This window comes from Scardovia wiggsiae F0424, from assembly GCF_000269605.1.
Lineage (GTDB): Bacteria > Actinomycetota > Actinomycetes > Actinomycetales > Bifidobacteriaceae > Scardovia > Scardovia wiggsiae.
This window is the reverse complement of sequence record NZ_AKCI01000001.1, coordinates 1,013,592-1,035,925: the sequence shown is the minus strand read 5'-3', so window position 1 is coordinate 1,035,925 and position 22,334 is coordinate 1,013,592. Positions and strand designations below refer to the sequence as shown.

Sequence of the window (22,334 nt, the reverse complement as noted above, 5' to 3'; positions counted from 1 at the left end):
TTGCAGCGATCGCAGCGTTTCATGCTCTAATCTGTAAACCAGTGCTTAACGGCATGGCTGACGAAGGATATCCCGGTCTGATATGGATCGCTGCGCCTGCCGCATAAAGCTGGAAAACTATTAATGCTTAAGGGTAGAAAGGCAAAGGTGAGGTATGGCTTCTCCAACAAACCTCCAGGGGACAGATCCGCAGGGAGCTGATAATACCGGTACAGGCAACGGATCCGGGAGTTCGCAGAGCGGATCGAAGGATCAGCAGGCTGCAGGGGATATCTCGACTGCTGAACCGGTACGTGTTGATAACCGTGTGCGCAATTCGATAATTGCTCTTGTTGTTGTTGCGCTGCTGGCTGTGGGAGCGTTTTTTGTTTTCAGGGCTTTCAGTTCGAACAGGCCGTCAGCCCCCAAGGGTTCAAAAGGCAACCCGGTAGTGATAGGGGTCGTAGGCGCGAATGACCCTCAGTGGAAAGTGTTCCAGGAAGAGGCGCAGAAACAGGGTATCTACGTCCAGCTGAAAAATTTCACAGACTATACGTCTGAGAACCCTGCCTTAGCGCAGGGCAGCCTTGATCTTAACGAATTCCAGCATATCCTGTATCTGGCCAACTATAATGTCAAGAATAACCAGGACTTGCAGCCGATCGGCGGGGTAGCTGTATACCCTCTTGGCCTGTATTCTTCACGGTATAAAAATGTCGGCAGTATCCCGCAGGGGGCAACTGTGGCCATCCCTAATGATGAGACGAACCAGGCCCGTGCTATCGGTGTCCTTGAAGGCGCCGGGCTTATCAAGCTGAAAGGCAGGTGGACCGCTTTCACGACGCCTAACGATATTGATGCTTCTGCTTCCAAAGTTACCGTTAAAGCTGTAGAGGCGGCAAAAGTGGCAAATGCACTGGGCGACCCGAGTGTCAGTGCCGGAGTGGTCAACAATGATTATGTCAAAGATGCAGGGCTGAGCCCTCAGGATGCGATTTATCATGACAGCGCCTCATCGGAATCAGCGAAGCCGTACATCAATGTCTGGGTCTCGCGCAAGGCGGATGCCAACAATGCTGTTTACCGGAAACTGGTAGAAATATTCCATAATGACGCAGTCACCAAGGCCCTTAAGGACCATTTCAGCGGGCAGGCAGTTCTCAATAATGATTCCCCCGAATCCCTCCAGAAGATACTCAGGGAAGTCCAGAAACAGGAGACCGGCTCTGCGAAGTAGGCGCAGGAACAGTACCCGAAACGCCCGGAAGCATGGGGCATTAAGGGGTATCAGATAGCACCTGAATACATCCCTATGCAGTGGATACGCTTAGCAGAAACATATACAGGATGGAGATAAACACAATGGCCCAGGACGCCGACAGCATTATCACTTTTGACCACGTCACCAAACAGTTCCCGCCGGCAAAGCCTCACGGTGCACCCCGGGTGGCGGTAGATGATGTGTCATTCAGTGTCAAAAGAGGTGAGATCTTCGGCGTCATAGGCTATTCAGGTGCGGGGAAATCTACTCTGGTAAGGCTTATCAATGAGCTTGAAAGGCCTACTGGGGGCACGGTAACTGTGCTGGGACAGGATGTCACGAAACTTTCTGAATCTAAAATGCGGCCTATACGGCAGAAAATCGGTATGGTTTTCCAGCAGTTCAACCTTTTTGCCTCCAAAACTGTTGCGGGTAATATTGAATACCCGCTTAAGCAGGACCGGTGGCGTGAAGACTACAGGAAGGCGCGGATCAAGGAGCTGCTTGAATTCGTTGGGCTTTCACAGTATGCACATGCATATCCCGCCCAGCTCTCAGGAGGCCAGAAGCAGCGTGTGGGCATAGCCCGTGCGCTTGCCACACGTCCGGATATCCTGCTCGCTGATGAGGCTACAAGCGCGCTTGACCCGCAGACGACTTCTGAGGTGCTGGAACTCCTGAAGCGCACGAATGCCCGGTTCGGTGTCACTATTGTACTTATTACCCATCAGATGGATGTTATTACGCGCATTGCTGACAGGGTCCTGGTCATGAGCGGGGGCGCAGCGGTCGAATCCGGAGACCTGTACCGGGTATTTGCCCAGCCGCAGCAGGATATTACCCGCGAGTTTGTTTCCACCGCAATCAACACTATCCCGTCCAAGGCGGATGTAGAGCGGCTTCGGGCAATGAACCAGGGCCGGCTGGTGACAGTCATCATGCGTGAGCCTGCCCCGGAGTTCGATATTACCCCTTCAGGCCAGCGCATTTCAGCAATGCTGACTCACAGGAATATCACCAATTCCATACTTATGGGCGGTGTCCAGGAAGTGGCGGGCAGGGGGCTGGGTGCCTTTACCTATGAATTTTATGGTGCAGACGGCAATCTTGATACCTATATCAAGCAGCTGCGCATGGCAAACGGCATCGTAGATTTTGGCACTGCCCAGGACCCCGTTGATTATGCGGAAGCAGTACGGACATATTATGGCTATGAGGCTAAGCGCCTTGAAAAGGCCAGGAGCGAAGGCTGGAACATAGATTACGATAAATATACTGCTGCCGGTTCAGGCTCAGGCAGTTTTTAAGGCAGGGGCAGATAATGGATATCCACATATCAGCAGGCAGCACAGTGATTGCTGCAAATACAACGAACTTTGGCGACCTTCAGGGATACATACAGGACGGGACCCTGCTGAAGGCGTTTGGCGAGACTATGGGGATAGTAAGCGTCACCCTTATAATCGGCGGGCTGCTCGGCCTGGTCCTTGGCGTGGTCCTGTGGGGGACGCGGCCGGGGAGCCTGTTTGAGAATACCGTTGTTTACAGGGTGCTTGATATCATCATCAACGTTATCCGCCCGATCCCGTTTATCATATTCCTTGCGGCGATACAGCCGATTTCCATCCAGCTTATAGGGACATCCATCGGCAATACTGCCGCCACTTTCCCCATGGTCATCATGTGTACGCTGGCGTCGTCCAGGCTTGTAGAACAAAGCCTTGTCTCAACGGACCCCGGTGTGGTGGAAGCCGCCCGTTCCATGGGGGTATCAAGGATGGGGATCATCAGGACTGTCCTGGTGCCGGAATCCCTTGCCCCCCTGATCCTCGCCTATGCGTTCCTTTTCGTTTCTGTACTTGATATGTCGGCTCTGGCCGGATATATCGGCGGCGGCGGCATCGGTAATTTTGCTATCGCTTTTGGGTACCAGAAATTCAACCCGTATGTCACGTGGATATGTGTAATCATTATGGTGGTCCTGGTGCAGATAGTCCAGCTGATAGCCAATGCCATAGCCAAACGCCTGCTGCGCAGGCAGGGGATATGATCTTATGGACGGTGAAGCATCCGGGGGATTTATAAAAGATGACGGAACTGCCGACCTTACGTCAATACGGCATTACCTTCATGAGAACCCTGAACTGTCATTCCACGAATACAGGACCACGCAGTTCCTGCGTTCTTTGCTGGCACAATGGGGTATAAGGCTTACTGACACGGGCCTCGGGACCGGGCTTGCCGGGATGATCTGCGGAACCCAGGAAGGCAATGCAGATGCCGGGGATCCCTGTGTCGCACTGCGTGCCGATATTGATGCCCTCCCTGTTACGGAAGAGGTTTCCCCCGGTTATGCATCGCACAATAAAGGGGTGATGCACGCCTGCGGGCATGATATCCATATGGCGGCCCTGCTGGGTGCCGCATATTACCTGTCGCACCACACAGACACGTTTGCGGGGCGGATCATAATCCTTTTCCAGCCTGCTGAAGAGCTTGGCGAGGGGGCTGATGCTGTAATTGCATCAGGGGCTGTTGATGATGCCGATGCAATAATCGGGATCCATAATAACCCTGATATGAAGCCGGGGGAGATAGCGGTCGGCAGTGAGCCCATCATGGCAGGATGCTTAAGGTTCCGCGTATCGCTCCATGCGCAGGGTTCGCATGGTGCCCGCCCGGATACCGGCACCGGGCCGATTGAGGCAATGGCGGCTATGGTCCAGTCCCTGCAGACAGTTGTAAGCCGCAATATCGATCCCTTCCATCCGGCCGTTGTTTCTGTTACCAGCGTGCATGCCGGGAACGTCTGGAATGTAGTGCCTCCGGAAGCGTATTTCATCGGGACGGTGAGGACATTCTACAGTGCCGATGAAGAGCTGGCCATAAAGAGGTTCAATTCCATAGTGCAGAATACTGCGGCTGCTTATTCCATAGGCGCCGACGTGGAATGGGAACACCTCTCGGAGCCGCTGGCCGGCGACAAAGTGCTGTCTGATGCAGTCGCCGGGGATGTACCGCGGTATGCGGAGCTTGTCCCTGTAGTGCCGTCTATGGTCGGGGAGGATTTTGCCCAGTACGGTACTAAAGCCCCTATGGTTTTTGCTTTTATAGGGTCGAATGGCGAAAAGGGGCATTACCCGTGGCACAGCCCCAGGTTTACAGCGCTTGACAGCTGCCTGGATACTGCTGCGCAGTTTTATGTGAACTCAGCACAATGCGTGCTTAAAGAGCTTGGCGCACATAATCGTTTATCCCCCATGGCATAATTAATGAGACTTTTATTAAGGTAATAAACGCGAAAATATGAAGGTATAAAGATGGCACAAACATCAAACGATATCAAGAACGGATCTGTACTCAACCTTGAAGGGAAACTCTGGAAAGTAATCAAATTCCAGCATGTGAAGCCAGGCAAGGGCCCTGCTTTTGTCCGCACGACGATCCAGGAAGTCCTGAGCGGAAAGATCGTAGATAAAACATTCAATGCAGGTGTCAAGCTTGATTTTGAGACTGTAGATAACCGGACACTGCAGTACTCATACCGTGACGGTGACAATTTTGTTTTCATGGATATGCAGACTTATGACCAGGTATTCATCCCTGAATCGCTGGTCGGCGAACAGGAGAAATTCCTCCTTGAAGGCACAGACTGCATCGTTTCGTTCCATGACGGGAACCCCCTGTCTGTTGAACTGCCCGCTTCTGTTATCCTGACTGTGTCCCATACGGAGCCGGGCCTCCAGGGGAACCGTTCCAGTGCCGGCACCAAGCCTGCGACCGTTGAGACCGGGGCAGAGGTACAGGTCCCTCTGTTCATCTCTGAAGGTGAAAAGGTCAAAATCGATACGCGCGACGGTTCTTACCTGGGTCGTGAAAACTGAGTACCAGAGCTGAGCATGGCACGATCGACCGCACGCAAACGCGCGCTTAACACGCTGTATGAAGCTGATGAGAAGGGGCAGGAGATAATGCCCCTTCTCGAGGAACGCCTGGTATTCCCCGGTGCGCAGACCCCGCTTCCTGAGTATGCCCAGGAGCTGGTGAGGGGGGTCGCTTCGCATCGCCGGACGATAGACAAGGCTATCGGCGAGCATTCCACAGGATGGGATGTGAAACGTATGCATGCCCTTGACCGCAATATTGCGCGTATAGCGGTGTGGGAGATCGTCTATAACGATGACGTGCCTGCAAAGGTCGCTATCGATGAGGCCCTCAGCCTGGCGAAATCGTATTCGGATGACGAAGCCCCGAACTTCCTGCACGGGCTCCTCAGCGCTGTAGAGAAGGATGCGGATGCTGTCCGCCAGGAAGAAGCTGAATGGCAGGGGCATCGTGCGCAGCTCGCCGCAGAAAAGCCTGACGGTGCCGGCTGGCCTGATGAGGATCCCGGATCTGACAGGGCTGCCGGACCGGACAGCGAAGATAACGGCAATAAAGTTTCGTATGAGCCTGCCGATAAAAGCCATCCTGAAGCTGATGCTGCAGAATGGGAAAAGGCTGGAGCATCTGAGGATAAGATAATAAAATAAATGACGCATATGATGTGTTTAGCGCTTAAGGCAAGTACAATATAAGTATGACTGATTCCCCTGAAACTGCGTTGAGCGGAGCAGGCTCCTCCGCCGGCCCTTCTGTGGATCCGATCCGGTATGAATTCGGCCTGAGGCTAAGCGACTCCATGAAGGAGTACGGCCCCCTGTGCGTCGGTATTGACCCGCACCGTAAAAACCTTATTGACTGGGGCTACTCTGTAGATCCGCAGGGCGCGGAGCTGTTCGCTATGCGGATGCTCCAGGCTGCTGAAGGCCGGTGTGCCGCAGTCAAGTTCATGATGCCGATGTTTGAGCGCTACGGTTCGAAAGGCATAGCAGCGCTGGAACGTGCACTGTATGCTGCCCGGCAGCTTGGGATGATCACTATAGTTGACTGTATGCGCGGGGGGCTCCCTACAACATTGTCATCTATCGCTGATGCCTATCTTAAATCAGACGGGCCTTTATACACTGATGCGATCACGCTTATCCCTTATTACGGGTTCCATTCGCTCAACGGGCTGATTGAGGATGCCCTGAGCCAGGGGCATGGGGTGTTTATCGCATCGCTGACCTCAAACCCTGAAGCGGCAAACCTCCAGACATCTATCCGCCAGCGCGGGGAATATGAAGGCAGGACGGTTGCCTATGGGATCGCGCGCGGCGCGCAGAATTACAATGACGGCTATCCCGGCATGGGGTCTGTGGGCCTTGTTATCGGGGCGACCATAGGGCATCAGATGGATCTTAACGGCATGAACCCTGCCGAATTTACCGGGCCGATCCTGTCTCCCGGATACGGCTGGCAGGGGGCAAAAGGCAAAGACCTTGAAGTGGTTTTTGCCGGGACGTATCATAATGTCCTTGTTACGGCTGCGCGCGCGATCGCTGCGTACGGGCCCGATATCAGTTCCCTGCGGAAAAAGATAGACGAATATAAAACCGATATACAGCAGTCTTTCGATGATATGGACAGGCGCATGGCAAATGGCGAAACCGCTGAACAGATTGCCCACGGCATACGGGAAGGGCAGGACGCTGACTGATGCCGGATAAGACTCCTGACGTAACCCCTGATATAACCGCATATAAACGCCGGCTTGTTGTACTGGCCGGACCTACTGCTGTGGGCAAAGGGACGATAGAGAAAGCGGTCCGGGCGGAACACCCTGAACTGTGGATATCTGTTTCCGCAACTACCCGCCGGCCGCGCCCCGGTGAAAAAGACGGTGTAGATTATTATTTCACAACTGCTGAAGAATTTGAACGGATGGATGCCCGCGGTGAGCTCCTGGAATCGGCCGTGGTGCACGGCACGGACCATTACGGCACGCCGCTGAAGCCCGTACTGGAGCATCTTAAGGCCAATATCCCCTCAATGCTGGAAATAGACGTACAGGGGGTGCACCGTGTACGGGCGCGCGCACAGGAGCTGGGCCTGGATCCGGTTTATGTTTTTGTTGCGCCTCCAAGTTTTGACGACCTGAAGCGCCGTCTGCAGTCGCGCCATACCGAGACCTCCGAACAGCAGGCCCGCCGCCTTGATACAGCACGGCGGGAAATGGCTGAAGAAGGCGAATTCGATGTGGTCATCATCAACGATGAAGTAGGGAAAGCTGCGTCGCAGTTGTGGGAGATCATTGATCATGGCTGCCCAGCTGGGGGACAGCCCGGGGATAAGTAGAACTCCTGCTGCGCGCCTCGCGGTACCGGCCTATTTTGATGGCGATCCGCAGTGCGTGCGCTTCCTTGGGGTTCGTCGGATCCCACCCTGTGAGCTCCATAGCTTTATGCAGCCGGTACCTTACAGTATTCGGATGTACGACCATATGTTCCGCGGTCTGTTCAAGCGAGCAGTTTTTCAGGAGATAGTATTCCACTGTCGGCAGTACTTCGCTGCGCTTGCCGGAATCTTCAAGGGACCTGTAGATACTGTAAAGCTGGTCTGCTGCTGTTGCATCGCCGAAAAGCACACGGTCTGCAATGATGTCATCAGCGAAAAGCGGATGCGGCGGATCAAGTTCCATCGCGCTGGCATAGTAACCGTTATACGCTGCGCGGATGCTGTGCGACGCCCCTTCATACCCTGTGGCATACGGCCCAATGCACAGGCAGTCGTCTTCGCTGAAGAGGTTTGCGATCTTGGTGCGTATGCTATCAAAATTTTCGCTGCTGCCGGCTCCCACAAGGACCATAAAAAGGGTATTCGTATGCGTGCCCATAAGGATCTCCGCATCAAGGCCCTGTACCGCAAGGCGTGTCTGGGCCTGGAAGAATCCGGTTGTGATCTCGGAATTCTCCTGTGCCCGTGCGCTGCCAACTGCAGCGAAAAAGGCAGTGGAGTCATCCCATCCGTATACGCCCATGCGGGACTGGAGGGCGAGGTCAAGCTTATTCTCCAGAAGGGAGTTGAGCACCAGGCCTTCTTCGCGCGTCATCCAGCGGCTTCGCGTTTCGGCTACCTCAGCATATACTTCGGCTGCCGAGAAGGAAACTTCGCGCGAGTAGTACAGGGCTGCCTCGTAATAGTCGCGTTCCTTCCCTTTTGGGGCAATAATGCCGATATTCTCCGTGATTATATCAACGACAGTGCGGGTCACTTCAAGCACATTCGACAGGCTGATCGCGCGTGCTGTTTCAATAGGCGCGATGGAGAAGAGATGGTCAGCACTTACTTTTCCGCGCTTATCGATAGGCTCCGGGAGGTTGGCCCATTCCAGATAGTCTTCGATTGCGGTCACTGTAATGAGGTTGAGGAATTCCCGTTCCTGTTCGCCGAGATCCCTGTACCACTGGGCTATTTTGACAAGCTTGTTTTTGCTGAGGTTGAACAGCCGCATAGCCTGTTTTGATGTTTCGGCAGCCTTGGCGGCATCCCCGGGAACCTGAGGAACTCGGTTAGCGCGGCTGGCGCGGTCAGTGCTGCTGGTGTGTGCAGCGGTAGTATCTGCCATTGTTTGCCCTGTTCTCATAAGCACCCCATTTTGTAGGGAATTACAATCTCGATTCCTAAGGTATCTGTATCTCTGATATTGAACAGCTTATAAAAGGGTATGGAAAAACATTGAGAAGCAGGGGGATTCTAGTTACCCCCCTGCTTCGGTGAAGGTATAGCTTTATCTGAAAAGATCCCTGCAGATTAGTGGGAACCAACAGAAAATTCTTTATCCAGGGCGTCTGCGGCGCGGAGGGCATTCGCAACATCTGCCGGTGTGACTTCAAAAGGCATATTAGCCATAGTGTCCTGCGGGCTGCAGGCAAGTTCCCCGACGTGGAGGAGCTGCTCATCGGTAACATCGTGGATGCCGATACCGGCAAAATTCGTCGGCAGCCCTACTGCACGGAAGAAATGGTACACTTCGGCAAGCTCTTCCAGGGGACGGTCTTCCATGATCATCTGGGCAAGGGTACCGTATGCAACCTTTTCCCCATGAAGGTAGGAGTGGGTCTCAGGGATAGCCGTCAGCCCGTCGTGGATGGAGTGTGCTGCAGCCAGGCCGCAGGACTCAAACCCCAGCCCGCTGAGGAGGGTATTCGTTTCGATAATATTCTCTACTGCTTTCGTCCGAAGGCCCAGCTTTACGGCAGATACAGCCTTCACACCATCAGCGAGCAGGCTGTCGTGACACAGGGTCGCCAGTGCGAAAGCGGCGTTTGTGGCATGGCCTCCGGTCATGGTGATAGCGCTGGACTGCACGCAGGCAGCTGCCTCATAATATGTGGCGAAGGCATCCCCAATACCTGCTGTCAGGAAGCGGACAGGCGCTTTGGATATGAGTTCCGTGTCCATCAGCACCATACGCGGGTTTTCGGGAAGCGGAAGGTAATGGTCGAACTGGCCGCCGTCAGTATACACAACGGACAGGCGTGAGCACGGGGCGTCGCTTGAAGCAGCAGTAGGCACAATGATGGCAGGCCGCTTGCCGTAATATCCTACAGCTTTAGCGCAGTCAAGCGTTTTGCCGCCGCCTATGCCTATAACTGCATCGGTATCGGCGAGCAGCGCAACGTGCTTCTGTATTTCCGCATCGGAGCACTCGCCGCCAAAGACTGCGAGGGTATAGGGAACCTGGCCGCTATCGAAACTGGATACGATGCTGTCATGATACAGGCTGTCTATAGTGGGATCTACAAGTATGTAAGCACCTGTGCTGCCTGCATGGGCGTACTCCCCGGCAAGCTGGGAAATAGCGCCTTCCTGCTGGATATAGCTTCCTGGTGAGCATAGGACTGTACGCATAATCCTCCTTTGGATCGTTTGATGTACTCTAATATGATACACGTGTCTGTACTTCAGCTGAAGATATTTTAGAGTGTTTGCGGCTTTTTATCTGGAAAATACAAGATTAAAAGTGCTGATTCCCCCATAACGGTGGATGCTACATACGGTATAGCAATTCCGTTCGATATTATTGATCAATTCGTACGATTTAAGTATACTAGAAGTACCAATTACATGGAAAGGAGGATAAAAGCCATGTCTATCACTGCAACAGAGCTGAAGGCAAACCTCGGGAAATATCTCCTGATGGCAGCGACAGAGGATGTTTATGTTACGCGCAACGGCAGGACAGTCGCCAAGCTGACTTCCCCGTACCAGAATAAACTGGATACTGTAAATTCTTTGTTCGGCAGTATCCCGGCAGGTATGACTCTGGAAGAGTCGAAGGAAGAGAGGCTCAACAGGGTATGAAGGCCTTGGTAGATACCTGTATTATCGTAGATTTCCTTCAGGCGAGGGAACCTTTTGCTGAATCTGCCCGTGCTGTTTTACGCGCCGCGGCAGCCGAGCTTTGCCTTTGCTGCATCACTGCGAAATCTGCAACTGATATTTACTATCTCACCCATCGCTGTACCCATAACGATAAGGAATCTAGGTCGAAACTGGAGCAGCTGCTGAGTATTGTCGGGATGCTCGACAGTGCTGCGGATGATGTACTCCGTGCTATCCCCTCAGAGGTATCTGACTTTGAAGATGCAGTTATGATAGAAACGGCAGTCCGTTCGGGTATGGATTGTATTATTACCCGGAATACCAAAGATTATGCCAGATCAGTGATCCCTGTTTATACACCTGAACAGTTTGTACAGCTCCTAGAGCAGGAAGGATAGGGGTTCTATCCGGGAATTTCTCGATCCTATTATTTTGCTGATGGTGCTTTACTTTCTCGGCGTATAGTTTCTAACTTTATTTTCCAAGTATTGCTGTAAGAAGGGTTTAATTGAATATAAAAGTATAGCCGTTACCTTTTTATTCTGTCCAGTTGCCCGGGTGCGCTTGTTAAACATATCGGGCATAAACTGATAATCTTTATAGTGTTGCCGTTCCACCGAGTTGCCTGGAATGCACCAATATCATATAAATACTTCAATAGTTTTCGGGAAAAGAAATTTGGAGTTAACTCTAAATATTGCCCCTTTTCCGCAGCATGTAACAATTCAAATAATTGCTTTCGGACGTTAATCTCGTCTTCATCACGCACCATTACATATAGAATTGTCAGATACTGTTTCTCTGAATTCTGATAGTAGTTTAATATACTCTTTTGGCTTGAAAGCATGGATAACATGATTAGCGGAAACTTTTTTATATATTATTTGCGGAGCCAAGGAAATAGCATGCTGAGCGTCATCATCATCAAATGCTCCTACAAGTCCGTAATTTTCATATCGCTTCCAGTCGGCCTGAATAAGCAATATGGGGCATTTCGTTTTCTTAAAAGCTTCTGCATGGTCAATACCGTCATAAAATCTGCCATCTACAAAGGCTCTGGCAAAATCCGGGTCAAACATAGATAATGATTTAATGAGCAAACGCATGCTATCCGGGAATCCAATTTCGACTGGACTATCAGGGTATTTATTTTGAAACTTCTTTATCTTTCGTGACAACCAACTGACAAACCAATTTGGGATTTTTTTGATTCTCTTATCAGAGGCTGGTACTTCCATATCTTTAAAATAATTTGCTAAATCTCTATCTGGTATATTTCCGATTTGATCAACAAGGTGTTTCAGCCCGTTGTATACAAATTTATCCTGTTCTTTAAACCGCGGCATTTCAGCAGAAAAAATAGGTGCGTCCTCAAGAATAATTCCGGAAACATATTCGGGAATATTAGCAGCGCACCAAAGAGCGATAATGCCGCCCGATGAATTTCCGCTGATGATCGCCTTTTGTTTTATTACATTTTCTATAAATAGTTTTATGTCCTCACCAATAATCTTCCATGAGTAATATCCCGGTGTCCAAGAAGATTTTCCATGGCCTCTCACATCTATGGCATATACCTGAAAAAATTTTGATAGCGGTAAAAGCACTTTCTTATAACTTTCCCATATACCGATTTGAGCTGGAATCAACAATAAGCTTGGTCCATTATCAGGACCAACGACAAAGTTCAGTTTAACAGTCCCTGTATCATAAGTTTTTTCTGAAAAACCAGCGGTAATCAGTTTTCTATTATTTAATTTTCCAGATAAATGTTCGTATGGATTTTTATAGTTCATTCAGCATTCCTCCTAATTATAATATTGAAAAGTTTTATCTGATGGTAATTCCGTAAATCACTAAATCGAGATATTCTTTAATTTTAACTAGATTTTCAATATACATGTTGTCCTTAGCAGTAATCACTTTAAACGCTCTTTCTTGTGTAATTTATAGAATACGTATATATTAGGCTACTTTATTGAAAGCGTATAGCCGTTCAGCCGGATAATTTCAGCCGGATAATTTATTGCAGTATATTAATATATTAATCACTCGGAGTTGAGCACTCCTGATTTATTCTGGAATCTTAGATAAGATATATTAGCCGTAAATTTACGTGTAACCGGGAGCAAGAAACGCCGGGAAAGGACGGAAGCAAAACGGCCGGCCGCAGAGTATCGGGGGAGTGGGGGACAATAGGTCTTATGGCTGTGCGAGGGGACCGCAGGTATACAGATATCAGGTATACAGATGCAGGAAAGGATGTGCTATGGGAACGCAGGGCAGCCGGGCGGCAGATACGCAGGGCCCTTACGGGCATATCCTGGCCCAGGCTTTCCAGTTTATTGATGATGCCCTCAAAAATTATGAGGTTTCACACAGGGGGCCGGCACTTTCGGTTTTCGGTCCTCCACGTTCTGGGAAAACGTCCCTTGCCATAGATGCCGCAGTCCATGCTCTGGAGGCAGCGGCTGCCTCAGACAGGGCTCCGTCCGGATCTGCTGCCGGCAGCAGGGGTGCATCCGGGGAGGGGGCCGGAAATGCGGGCGAAATGCGCACAGGGACCCGCGGGATAACCGTTACCCCCGAGCTGGCTAATGCTGTTGCCCTTGTAGCCCCTACTGCCAGGCAGGCAAAGGCATATAACAACCGCCTGCTGGACGCAATACAGGTCACGGCGAAACCGCGTATTGCGCAGACAATCAACGCACTGGCTTTCCAGATGCTTGCAGCTGTACGCGCAAAACGGGGGGAGACTCCGCCCGATTATCTGGATGCGGCAGACCAGGATTCGCTGCTCCACGGGATACTTGACAGACATAAGCAGCATGCCAGGAGCGGTGAGTCTGCTGAGTGCGCAACATGCATGAAGCTTGTGGATTTCCTCAGGGAAAGTACGTATGAGGACAGTGCGCATGAAGAGCCTGGAGCGGCACACAAGGCACGTGAGGCGCATGGGATGGCAGCGGCAGCTGAGACCACGGAGTCGCTTTTTGACCGTCAGCTGGGTGACAGGTTCGTTGATGAGCTGCGCTCCATGTTTGCCCGTATGAATGAAGTTGGAGCGCGGCACGGGCTTGAGGACCGCATCCTCAGCCTTGCAGGGAACGGCCCGCACCTCCGTCTGAGGTATGCATGGTCTGCGGCATTCGCCCTGCGCGGTGAGTATGCTGCTGCAGTAAGCAGCCTGAACCAGGCCCGCGGGAAATTCAATGTTGACAGTTCCTACCTTCTCATCCAGGCACAGCGGTCTCTGGCGGATTATGTGGCTGACGGGCTTGCTGGGACTATCCGGCATGATTTGCCGCGCATAGTTATTGTGGATGATTACCAGGAAGTGACACTGGCAGGCGCGGCATTCCTCCAGCAGCTGCAGGAGTGCGGTACAGGGCTGATCGTAGTAATGTGCCCCGATGAGGCAGCGCAGACATTCCGCGGTTCCTATCCGGAGTACCTCGCGCAGCGGGTGCAGGAAGATCCGCGCAGTTCCGGCGGTCAGGGGCTTGTCCCTGCTTCCCTCGGGCGGCTGGATGCGCAGAAGCTGATCCTCCCGCAGCCGGAAGGCAGTGGACGGGATGCGCGTGATGAGGTATGCAGCCGTATAAGCATGTCGATCACATCACAGGTTGAATTCGAGGAAGCTGTCGGCGCCCGCCCGTGGAAGCTGGGCGCCGGGCAAGGCGCGGGGACGCAGCCGCGGCAGGATGACGGTTCAATAACCGCTGTGTACTACGGCAGCCCGCAGGAAGAAACCGCTGCAGTTGTACGCAGCATTATGGGAGCACATCTTTCCGATGCCCGTATCCCCTACGATGATATGGCCATTATTGCCCATGACAGCAGTACGCTTGCTGCGTATGCCGCCGCCCTCAGGGAGCAGGGCATCGCAGCCCGCATGCGGCAGATAGGCACGCCTCTCGGTGAAAGCCGTGCAGTCCATGGGCTTTTCGACTTTATTGAACTGTCCCAAGTATCGTGCACAGATATGCAGGACTTTTTCGCGGTATCCTCTTTATCGGAGGTTTCCGGGGCAGTGTACAGGCTCATCTCTGATTATATGGACAGCCCTTACGGGCAGGACAGTACCGGGACGCATGTGCATGCCGGTCCTGTTGCAGCTGCCCTCCAGGCTGTCAGCACAATGGCAAACTTTATCCGCAGCCAGCCTTCTCCGGAAGCAGGCAGCGGTATCCTGGGCCAGCTGGCTGCCCACGCACAGGCCTATGCTTCCCTGTCTGACAGAGCTATGCCTGAACGCCTTTCGCGGCGCCGTGAAGGCTGCTATTCTTCGGCAGCATATGCTGAAAAGGAGGCTTCGTCTGATGTGACCCCTCAGCTGATAGTCCTGGATCTGCTGGCCGGCAGCCATACGGGAGATAGCCGGTACAGCGCTTTGCTTGAAGGTTTTATCCTGTCGGCATCCAGCCTGACTGCGCGCAAAGATGTACAGATATTCATTGATATCATACGGCGGGTCAGGAAGCATGCAGGAAAGAAGCATGCCAGTCCAGCCGATACCCTTATGGATGCATGGACAGCCATTGGCCTTTCTGAACTGTGGGGAAAGCAGGCAACCAATGGCCCCTCGGAAAGCGTGAAAGCGCAGGCTAATGACCAGCTTGATACTGTTATCAGGCTGTTTACAGAAGCATCGTCGTATGCTGATGGCAGTTCAGATATCGGCGGGTTTATGAGGTATATCAGGACCCAGGATATTGCTACAGATTCGCTGTCAAAGAAAGCCCCTGTCGAAAACGCTGTTACGCTTGCTACGCCCGCAGCTGCAGCAGGACAGTCATGGAAGTATGTATGGATACCGCAGGTGCTTAACGGGGTATGGCCTAATATGGCTCTGCGCGACAGGATCTTTGCTGCAGATGACCTGACGGATATCATGCTTACAGGGCGTATCCGCAGTTCTGATTCGGGGCATAATGCCCGCAGCATTGCTATACTGCAGAACGAAAAGAAAAGTTTCCTCATAGCGCTCACCCGTGCAGAACGGTGCGCAGCAGTCAGCTCAGTCCGCAGCGATACGCAGGAACCGTCAGATTTCTTTGATGTCTATATGCCTGATATTGTGTCTCAGGCTGACGGCCATGTACCGGCCGGCGGCACGGATAAAAATGGCCAGGTGCAGCAGCGGGGCGTGAGCGGGGCCGTGAGTGCTTCGGAAATTATTGCCCGTTCCCGCAGCATCATTTCAGGGGAACTGTCCCGTCAGCTGAATGCGCTCCCTGAAACTGAAAGGCCTATGTGGGAGGCTTCTTATGACAGCCTTTCACAGGAGGCTCGTGACGCTGTTGATGCTCTGGCGCTTCTGTATAAAAACTCAAAAACGGATCCTTTCGGTGCAGCAGGGTGGGATGCTGCCGGCTGCAGCGATCCTTCGCGGTGGGCGTTTTTCTACGGCGGGGCCAAAGACGGCGTCAATACTGATGATACCGACGATACCGATACCATAACTCCGGGCCTGGTGCCGGGCGATGGATCCTCCCGTGCACAGTATCGGGACCGTCCCGGCCCTCTCCCAGTATCCCTGTCCCCTTCGGCAGCGGATATGGCATGGGGATGCCCCATCTGTTATCTGTTCGACCGCAGGCTTTCCGGGCCGTCAGCCCCGTCCCCTGCTGCAGATTACGGCACGCTTATCCACAAAGTCCTTCAGGCGGCTGCGGAGCAGAAGCTTGATATGGAATACGGGGAGCGCTACAGGGATGCCGATACTGAAATCCAGCAGGATATCCTCAGCGGGCTTACGGATGCCCTTATGGAAATCTATCGCCGTGAGAAAACAGATATTGATACAGGGCATATTACGCAAGACGTATACCGTGCTTTGCGTAATGATGCATCAGCGCAGGCTGTACTCCAGAATGCAGCTTTCTATCTCCTCGAATCGCAGGTCCCGGGCTATGGCCAAAGGGAAACTTCAAGTAAAAAATCCGCAGATTTCCGCCCGGTGATAGGGTATCTTACGGAGGCTGAAAGCGAAAAAGCTTTCTCCGCACATTTTACAATGGAAGATATCCGGTATGCCTATAACCGTATCCCAGGCACAGAGCCGGTCAGCAAGCGTGTTTTCTTTGACCTTATGCAGATGCTTGCAGGAGGGTTCCCCAAGGGGATCACCATGGACATGTTCTACAGATGCGTGATCTCACTCCATGGGAGTATAGACCGCCTGGAAACACGCGAAGCCTCAGCAGGCGGGGAAACAAAAGTATATAAGCGGATCATTGATTATAAAACAGGCCGTTCGCTGCATGCAAAGAAAACGTTCAATGACCTGCAGCTGGTGTGCTATCAGCTGGGGCTTATCTTTGAAGACAGGCATGGTGCGGACCGCATGTCTGAAACCGATTACGCCGAGGCAGCCTTCAGCCGTACGGACAGTGACCGTGAGGAAATCCTCCGTAATGCCCCGCAGATATCACAGGCCGACCTGTTTACCGTGGTGTTGTCTGCGCTGCCTGCCGCATATGGCAATGCTGTAATGCGTGATGACGGTACCATTGATATAGCTGCGACACGCAGCAACAGCAAATTTTATCCCGAAGTATACTATCAGTCGCCGCTTTTTGACGATGGCTGTATTGCTTACCGCATAGGAGAGCAGGAAAAACAGACGGGTACAAAGGCGCATCCCGATACTACTGTTTTTACCGTTACCGGAGGCCCTCCCAGGCCATTCCATAAAGGCTGGGAGGCATTCCTTGATTCCGCACAGCCGATAGCCCTGCCGGATAAAAAACCTGACAGCATACCTGAAAAACAGTGGCAGCGGATAACAGGCGATGCGCCGGTGAGCTGGGATACAGCAGCGGACAGCAGCGCTGCCGGCCAGCGCGGGAAGGAGCACCCCCTGTCGCATGGACCCTCCACATTGTGGGCGCTGTCAATGATATCCCGGGTGTTTTATGCAGCGAGTATCAGCCTTGTTGACAGGGTTGACATAGGGCAGCATCAGCCGACTTCTGACCATATGCGTTTTTGCGCATACAAAGACAGTTCAGTAGGGCATCAGGACCTGTGTCCGGCATGCTCGGGGTATGTCAGTACGGTTATCCAGCCCGCGGATAATGCTGCCCAGGCGCGTCCCGGAGCTGATACCGGGGAGGCAGGCAATGAGTAGTACAGTCAATACAGGTTCAGAGGCCGGATATATGCAGGCTGCGCAGGACCAGCAGGAGAGGATACGGCAGGCACCTGCTGACAGGGATATCCTTGTTGTGGCAGGGGCAGGGTCCGGCAAGACCCGTGTGATGACCGACCGCATTATCAAACTGATCAGTGAAGACCATATCATGCCCGAAAAAATACTGGGCCTTACTTTTACCCGGAAAGCTGCGGGGGAACTGTTTTCCCGCGTTTCCCAGGGTGTGCATGAAAACCTGCGCCGCCGGGGTCCGCAGGGGAGGGAAGACCCTAACGCATTATTTATGCATCCTGAAGTGTATACATACGATGCATTTTTCCAGTCGATAGTGCGCCAGTATGGTGCTCTTGCAGGCGTTGACAGTGCTGCCGTGCCTTTGAGCCCCGCAGGCAGCTACCAGCTTGCCGGCGATGTGGTAAGCCGCACAGTCGGCGCATACATGTCCGAGCTGGCTGCTGCTCCGGATGCTGAAACCCCAGACGGGGGAAGGACGCCATCCTCCGGGCAGGGATCCCCGCAGGATGATACAGGCAGTTATACCAGGCTGATACAGGATACGCTTCAGCTGAATGCTGAAATATCCAACTCAATGATCAGCCCCGGATGCCAGACGGTTGCTGCAGCAGCAGAAAAAGTGCGTGCGTGGGATCAGGAATTCCTCCTTACGCTTGGGCGTCTGGCAGAAGATGTTGTCCGCACATATAACGGCGAGGACGCGCTTGCCGACGCATCGAATCTCGTATTCCCCCAGAAATTCGGCCCCGGTCTATCCGCTCCGGAAGATATGGAGGAAGAGAAGCGTGAAAGCTACTATAAATCGCTTATCGGCAGCCTCCAGTACTCCACCCGCAGGCGGGACATGCTCCTTGATATGGTCGTTGCCTACGATGAGGAAAAAAGGCGCCAGGGGTTTGCAGAATTCAGCGATTTTATGATAGCTGCGTTCCAGCTGGTAATGCGGTATCCATGGATCCGTGAGGAATACCGGAAGAAATTCTCCCATGTGTTCCTTGATGAGTACCAGGATACGTCTACGACCCAGGCAAAACTGCTCCATATGCTTTTCCACAGCGCGGACAGTGTATCCGGGGGCAGTATGGACAGCCCGCTGCGCAGCTATGTAACGGCGGTCGGCGACCCCTACCAGTCCATATATGCGTGGCGCGGGGCCAGCCCGGGGGCTTTCCGTATGTTCCTTGACGACTACGGCATGGATGCTGATGATATTTTCACTATGAACTATACGTGGCGCAACCCGGGGATCATCCTTGATGCCGCCAACCATCTCACTGCATCAATGAGGCGTAACAGCAATGCAGGCAGCATTGCCGGGCCTTCAGACCCCCTCGGGCGCCGCCTGCGCGCTGAGGCCCAGGAAGTTGCAGTAAAAAAACTCTCCTATGTTAGCAGGAAAAACGATGCTGTGCTTGGGCTTGCGGGCTACAGGACGCGGGCCCAGGAAGCGGATGCCATAGCCCGCTTTGCCGTATATGCCAGGGACCGTGCGCGTGACCGTGTGCTCAAAGCGTATAGCGGGAAAAAGGCGGGCTACACTGAAACCGCTGAAAATATGGAGAAGACCCATGTCGCTGTGCTGTTCCGTTCCAAAACGCATATGCAGGAATATGCCGATGCTATTGAAAGGGTAGGGCTCACCTATGAGATAGTAGGTAACGAATCCCTCTGGGACAGGCCGGATGCCCAGGACCTGCTGGCCCTGCTCGCTGTTATAACGGACCATACGGATTCTGCTGCAGCATTAAGGCTGCTCGCAACACCACGGTTCGGCATATCAAAAGAAGACCTCCGGAGCCTTTCCGCCATGGCGGAATTATTGAACAGCGGCTATAAAAGACAGGCGCTTGCGCGGATTGCTGCGGTACATCACCTCAGCGAGAGGGAGCTCAGGCAGGCGAAGGACAGGCTGCCCCAGGGGGTGTATCTGACAGATCTCCTCGCCAGCGGAGACTTTGAAAATTGCTACCGCAGATGGCGCAAAGAGCTTGGTAAATCTGCCCCGAGGGCATTGAGTGCCGACGGCCTGCGGAGGATACTGCAGGTTTCAGAGGCCATCTGTTTCGTCTCCGGACATATTAGCCAACCGATCAGCGATATCATCACCTGCGCCGCCCGGGTCCTGACCTTTGATATTGACAGCGCGGTAGGGCAGTCGATTGCCCTTCAGCATGCACCTGAACATTTTTCCCCGTCATGCGCACCGGCGTTCATATCGCTTGCCCAGACATACCAGGATGAGCTTCCGCAGGGCCGGCTCCCTTCTATTTCGGGGTTTGTTGCATGGCTGACGGCGAATAAGGAGAACCCGGATATGCAGGACAGTGCGCCTGTACCGCCTTCGTCGCATCCTGATGTGGTGCTGATGACGATCCACCAGTCCAAAGGCCTGCAATGGGATGCTGTAGCCGTAGCGGGTATGGCACGGGCGGCATTCCCCTCCAGCCAGGGGGAACATCTGGGCATCCGCCTGTTTCCCCGCATTGATGATACAGGCACACCCGCAGATGAAAAGTATGCTGACAGCCTTATTGACCGCACCCCCAAGGGATTTGTGCTTAAAAGCACTGCTGAAGACAGTGCTGCGGCAGGAAAGCGTGAGGATACAAAAACCAGATGCCGCATGCTTTTTAAGGATCCTCAGTACTATACATATGCATTGCCGTGGGTGATGATCCCTACTGCCGTGCCTTCCCCCGTGCGCGCAGACAGCGCACTGCTCCCGGGTTTCCCTGATGCTGACGGCCTGCAGTCTGAATTCGGGACTGTGGAAGACCTTGAAAGGCGGATCGTAGGGGGCAGTATTGAGGCAGCAGTGGAAGCTGCTGAGTCGGCCCTCCGGGGCGGCAAGGGGTATGAAGAGACAGCTGACAGGCTGGCTGCTGCAGTAAGGTCAGGCGACGATGAGGCTGTCGCCGGCATCCTTTCTGCTGAACTGAAACGCGGGAAGCTCCCGGCAGGATCCCTTGCCTCTGCTGAAGAAAAAGTGTACAGTGCCCTGAACAGGCTTTACGGGAAGCATGAGCAGGATACCGGGTATTTCAGCCTGCGCAGCGAAACGGGCCGGCAACGGCTGGATGATGAGCGCCGCCTGGCATATGTAGCCTTTACCCGCGCAGAATATGACCTGTTCCTCAGCTTCTGCGAGACGAATACAGATGCCGAGGACCCGAAGGCGTATGACCGTGTCCATTTTGTAACTGCTGAAGAGTCCATAGGCGGACAGCCGGGCGCAGACGACATAGATGCATGGGTCAGGAACTGTACTGTCGATTTGCGGTCGCATGCTTCTAATTTCTGGCTTGAGCTTTTCAGCCATTATTATAGGAATCCGGACTATCCGGTTTACGATATTGATGATGCCGCAGATATCACCGGCAGGCATTGCGAGCTTCCCGTCGGCCTGTTCGTCGGTGAAGAAGCCGGCCGTTTCCGGGATGCTGTTGTTGCCGAAGCCCTGGCGGAATCGGCACAGGCACAGGTAGTTGAACGTACTGCCGTGTGGCCGGCGGAGAGCAGCAGCATTGTGCAGGATGTGCTGTCCGGCAGCGCGCGGCTTGTAGAAGGCCGGGCAGAAAGCTGCGAAGGGGCAACAATAGATGATGAAGAAGGGCAACCGCTTGCCCGGGCAGCTGTTAGGCTGATCAGGGAAAGACAGCAGAAAGGGGGCGGTACAGCCCCGCAGGACAGGCGCAGCGATGCGCCCGGCTTCACGCAGGCAGACCGCACGGGCATAGTCAATGTGACAAAAATCCAGGAGCAGTTTACTGATAGCCTCGGATCAGGCTCCGGGAGTGAAGCGCCTGTATCGGGGAAGGAACCTTCTTCTGCCGGGACGTCAGGCATGATCCATGATTCCGTATACCGCCCTATGCCCCAGGTAGATTCCCTCCAGGCGCGCCGCGGCACGGAATTCCATGCGTGGGCCCAGGAATTCATACTCCCGGACTGTGCAGATCCGGATGATTTTGCAGCCATCCTGCAGATCCGGCAGGATAAAGCCCGTAATGCTGAGGAGGCATATCAGGAGATGGTGCATAAGGCTGCGGTATCCGGCGGGCTGCCGGGGGAGACGCCACATCCCCAGGAAAAGGGGGCTCCTGATATGGCCAGATGGAAGCGGAACCTGGCATCCTCAGCCTGGTCGCGGCGCAGAGCCTATGCAGTGGAACAGTCGATCACTGATACCATTACGGGCGCAGACGGCACAGCATACCATATCCGCGGCTCCCTTGATGCGGTATTCCTGGGGCGCGCAGAGGATGATCCGGCTTCCCCGGCTCCGGGATATTACACTATCGTTGACTGGAAAACAGGGCATAAGCCGGAATGCGGCAGCCGGCAGGAAAGGGTGAAGCTTGCCCAGCTTGATATCTACAGGCTAATGTTCTCTCATATGACGGGCATTGATATCAGCCATATTGATGCTGTACTTTATTATGTTGATATTGATAATGAGCCTGACCGGAGCATCGCGAGCCTTCCGCTGCAGGGGAAATCGATTGCGGATGCATTGGCAGCTGTCCTTGAAGCCCGGCTGCGCGGCGGCACCCTTGACGATGCGGATGGCGATGCTGACCCTGTATCAGGTATGGACGTACCGGCCGGCGATGATGAATGACAGCCTGTACCCGGCTGCGCCTGCCGTGTACCGGGAGGCAGCATCAGCGG

Annotated in this window: 15 protein-coding genes; 12 read left to right on the top strand and 3 right to left on the bottom strand. The window is 53.4% G+C overall.

From position 1 onward, the window contains the following. Positions 1–154 precede the first annotated feature (154 nt). The 8 genes from HMPREF9156_RS0104605 to gmk all read left to right on the top strand — a co-directional run bounded on the left by HMPREF9156_RS0104605 (position 155) and on the right by gmk (position 7,459). Positions 155–1,216: a MetQ/NlpA family ABC transporter substrate-binding protein gene (locus HMPREF9156_RS0104605; RefSeq protein WP_007147621.1), complete on the top strand. Its 1,062-nt coding sequence runs from the start codon at positions 155–157 to the stop codon at positions 1,214–1,216. Between the two features lie 110 nt (positions 1,217–1,326). After that, on the top strand, positions 1,327–2,547 hold the full coding sequence (locus HMPREF9156_RS0104600) for a methionine ABC transporter ATP-binding protein (RefSeq protein WP_390156791.1): 1,221 nt from the start codon (positions 1,327–1,329) through the stop codon (positions 2,545–2,547). A gap of 128 nt (positions 2,548–2,675) precedes the next feature. Next, positions 2,676–3,290, top strand: a complete 615-nt coding sequence (locus tag HMPREF9156_RS0104595) for a methionine ABC transporter permease (RefSeq protein WP_231198093.1) — start codon at positions 2,676–2,678, stop codon at positions 3,288–3,290. Positions 3,291–3,294: 4 nt separating this feature from the next. Next, the gene (locus tag HMPREF9156_RS0104590) at positions 3,295–4,509 is read left to right on the top strand and encodes an amidohydrolase (RefSeq protein ID WP_007147618.1); all 1,215 of its coding nucleotides are present in this window, start codon (positions 3,295–3,297) and stop codon (positions 4,507–4,509) included. Between the two features lie 51 nt (positions 4,510–4,560). Beyond that, on the top strand, positions 4,561–5,124 hold the full coding sequence (gene efp, locus HMPREF9156_RS0104585) for an elongation factor P (RefSeq protein WP_007147617.1): 564 nt from the start codon (positions 4,561–4,563) through the stop codon (positions 5,122–5,124). A gap of 15 nt (positions 5,125–5,139) precedes the next feature. Further along, the gene (nusB, locus tag HMPREF9156_RS06905) at positions 5,140–5,772 is read left to right on the top strand and encodes a transcription antitermination factor NusB (protein WP_007147616.1); all 633 of its coding nucleotides are present in this window, start codon (positions 5,140–5,142) and stop codon (positions 5,770–5,772) included. 47 nt (positions 5,773–5,819) lie between these two features. After that, entirely contained in the window at positions 5,820–6,821 is a 1,002-nt protein-coding gene (pyrF, locus tag HMPREF9156_RS0104575) for an orotidine-5'-phosphate decarboxylase (RefSeq protein ID WP_007147615.1), read from the top strand. Then, the gene (gmk, locus tag HMPREF9156_RS0104570) at positions 6,821–7,459 is read left to right on the top strand and encodes a guanylate kinase (protein WP_007147614.1); all 639 of its coding nucleotides are present in this window, start codon (positions 6,821–6,823) and stop codon (positions 7,457–7,459) included. Before pyrF ends, gmk begins: the two co-directional genes overlap by 1 nt. Here the strand turns inward: gmk and HMPREF9156_RS0104565 are convergent. Continuing rightward, positions 7,413–8,729, bottom strand: a complete 1,317-nt coding sequence (locus HMPREF9156_RS0104565) for a PucR family transcriptional regulator (protein WP_007147613.1) — start codon at positions 8,727–8,729, stop codon at positions 7,413–7,415. The two genes, gmk and HMPREF9156_RS0104565, sit on opposite strands and share 47 nt — an antisense overlap. A gap of 185 nt (positions 8,730–8,914) precedes the next feature. Then, positions 8,915–10,015: a glycerol dehydrogenase gene (locus tag HMPREF9156_RS0104560; protein WP_007147612.1), complete on the bottom strand. Its 1,101-nt coding sequence runs from the start codon at positions 10,013–10,015 to the stop codon at positions 8,915–8,917. A gap of 237 nt (positions 10,016–10,252) precedes the next feature. Here HMPREF9156_RS0104560 and HMPREF9156_RS0104555 point away from each other — a divergent pair, with 237 nt between their 5' ends. Together HMPREF9156_RS0104555 and HMPREF9156_RS0104550 are read left to right on the top strand one after the other, a co-directional pair. Then, on the top strand, positions 10,253–10,468 hold the full coding sequence (locus HMPREF9156_RS0104555) for a type II toxin-antitoxin system Phd/YefM family antitoxin (protein WP_007147611.1): 216 nt from the start codon (positions 10,253–10,255) through the stop codon (positions 10,466–10,468). Further along, positions 10,465–10,887, top strand: coding sequence for a PIN domain-containing protein (locus tag HMPREF9156_RS0104550; RefSeq protein ID WP_007147610.1), 423 nt, complete (start codon positions 10,465–10,467; stop codon positions 10,885–10,887). Before HMPREF9156_RS0104555 ends, HMPREF9156_RS0104550 begins: the two co-directional genes overlap by 4 nt. A gap of 363 nt (positions 10,888–11,250) precedes the next feature. Here the strand turns inward: HMPREF9156_RS0104550 and HMPREF9156_RS0104545 are convergent, their stop codons facing one another. Continuing rightward, a complete protein-coding gene (locus HMPREF9156_RS0104545) occupies positions 11,251–12,285 on the bottom strand; it encodes an alpha/beta fold hydrolase (protein WP_007147609.1) in 1,035 nt (344 codons plus the stop codon). Between the two features lie 473 nt (positions 12,286–12,758). Here HMPREF9156_RS0104545 and HMPREF9156_RS0104540 point away from each other — a divergent pair, with 473 nt between their 5' ends. Next, positions 12,759–17,624, top strand: a complete 4,866-nt coding sequence (locus HMPREF9156_RS0104540; RefSeq protein ID WP_007147608.1) for a PD-(D/E)XK nuclease family protein — start codon at positions 12,759–12,761, stop codon at positions 17,622–17,624. Beyond that, complete coding sequence (locus tag HMPREF9156_RS0104535; protein ID WP_007147607.1) at positions 17,617–22,284, top strand: ATP-dependent DNA helicase; 4,668 nt, start codon at positions 17,617–17,619, stop codon at positions 22,282–22,284. Before HMPREF9156_RS0104540 ends, HMPREF9156_RS0104535 begins: the two co-directional genes overlap by 8 nt. Positions 22,285–22,334 lie beyond the last annotated feature (50 nt).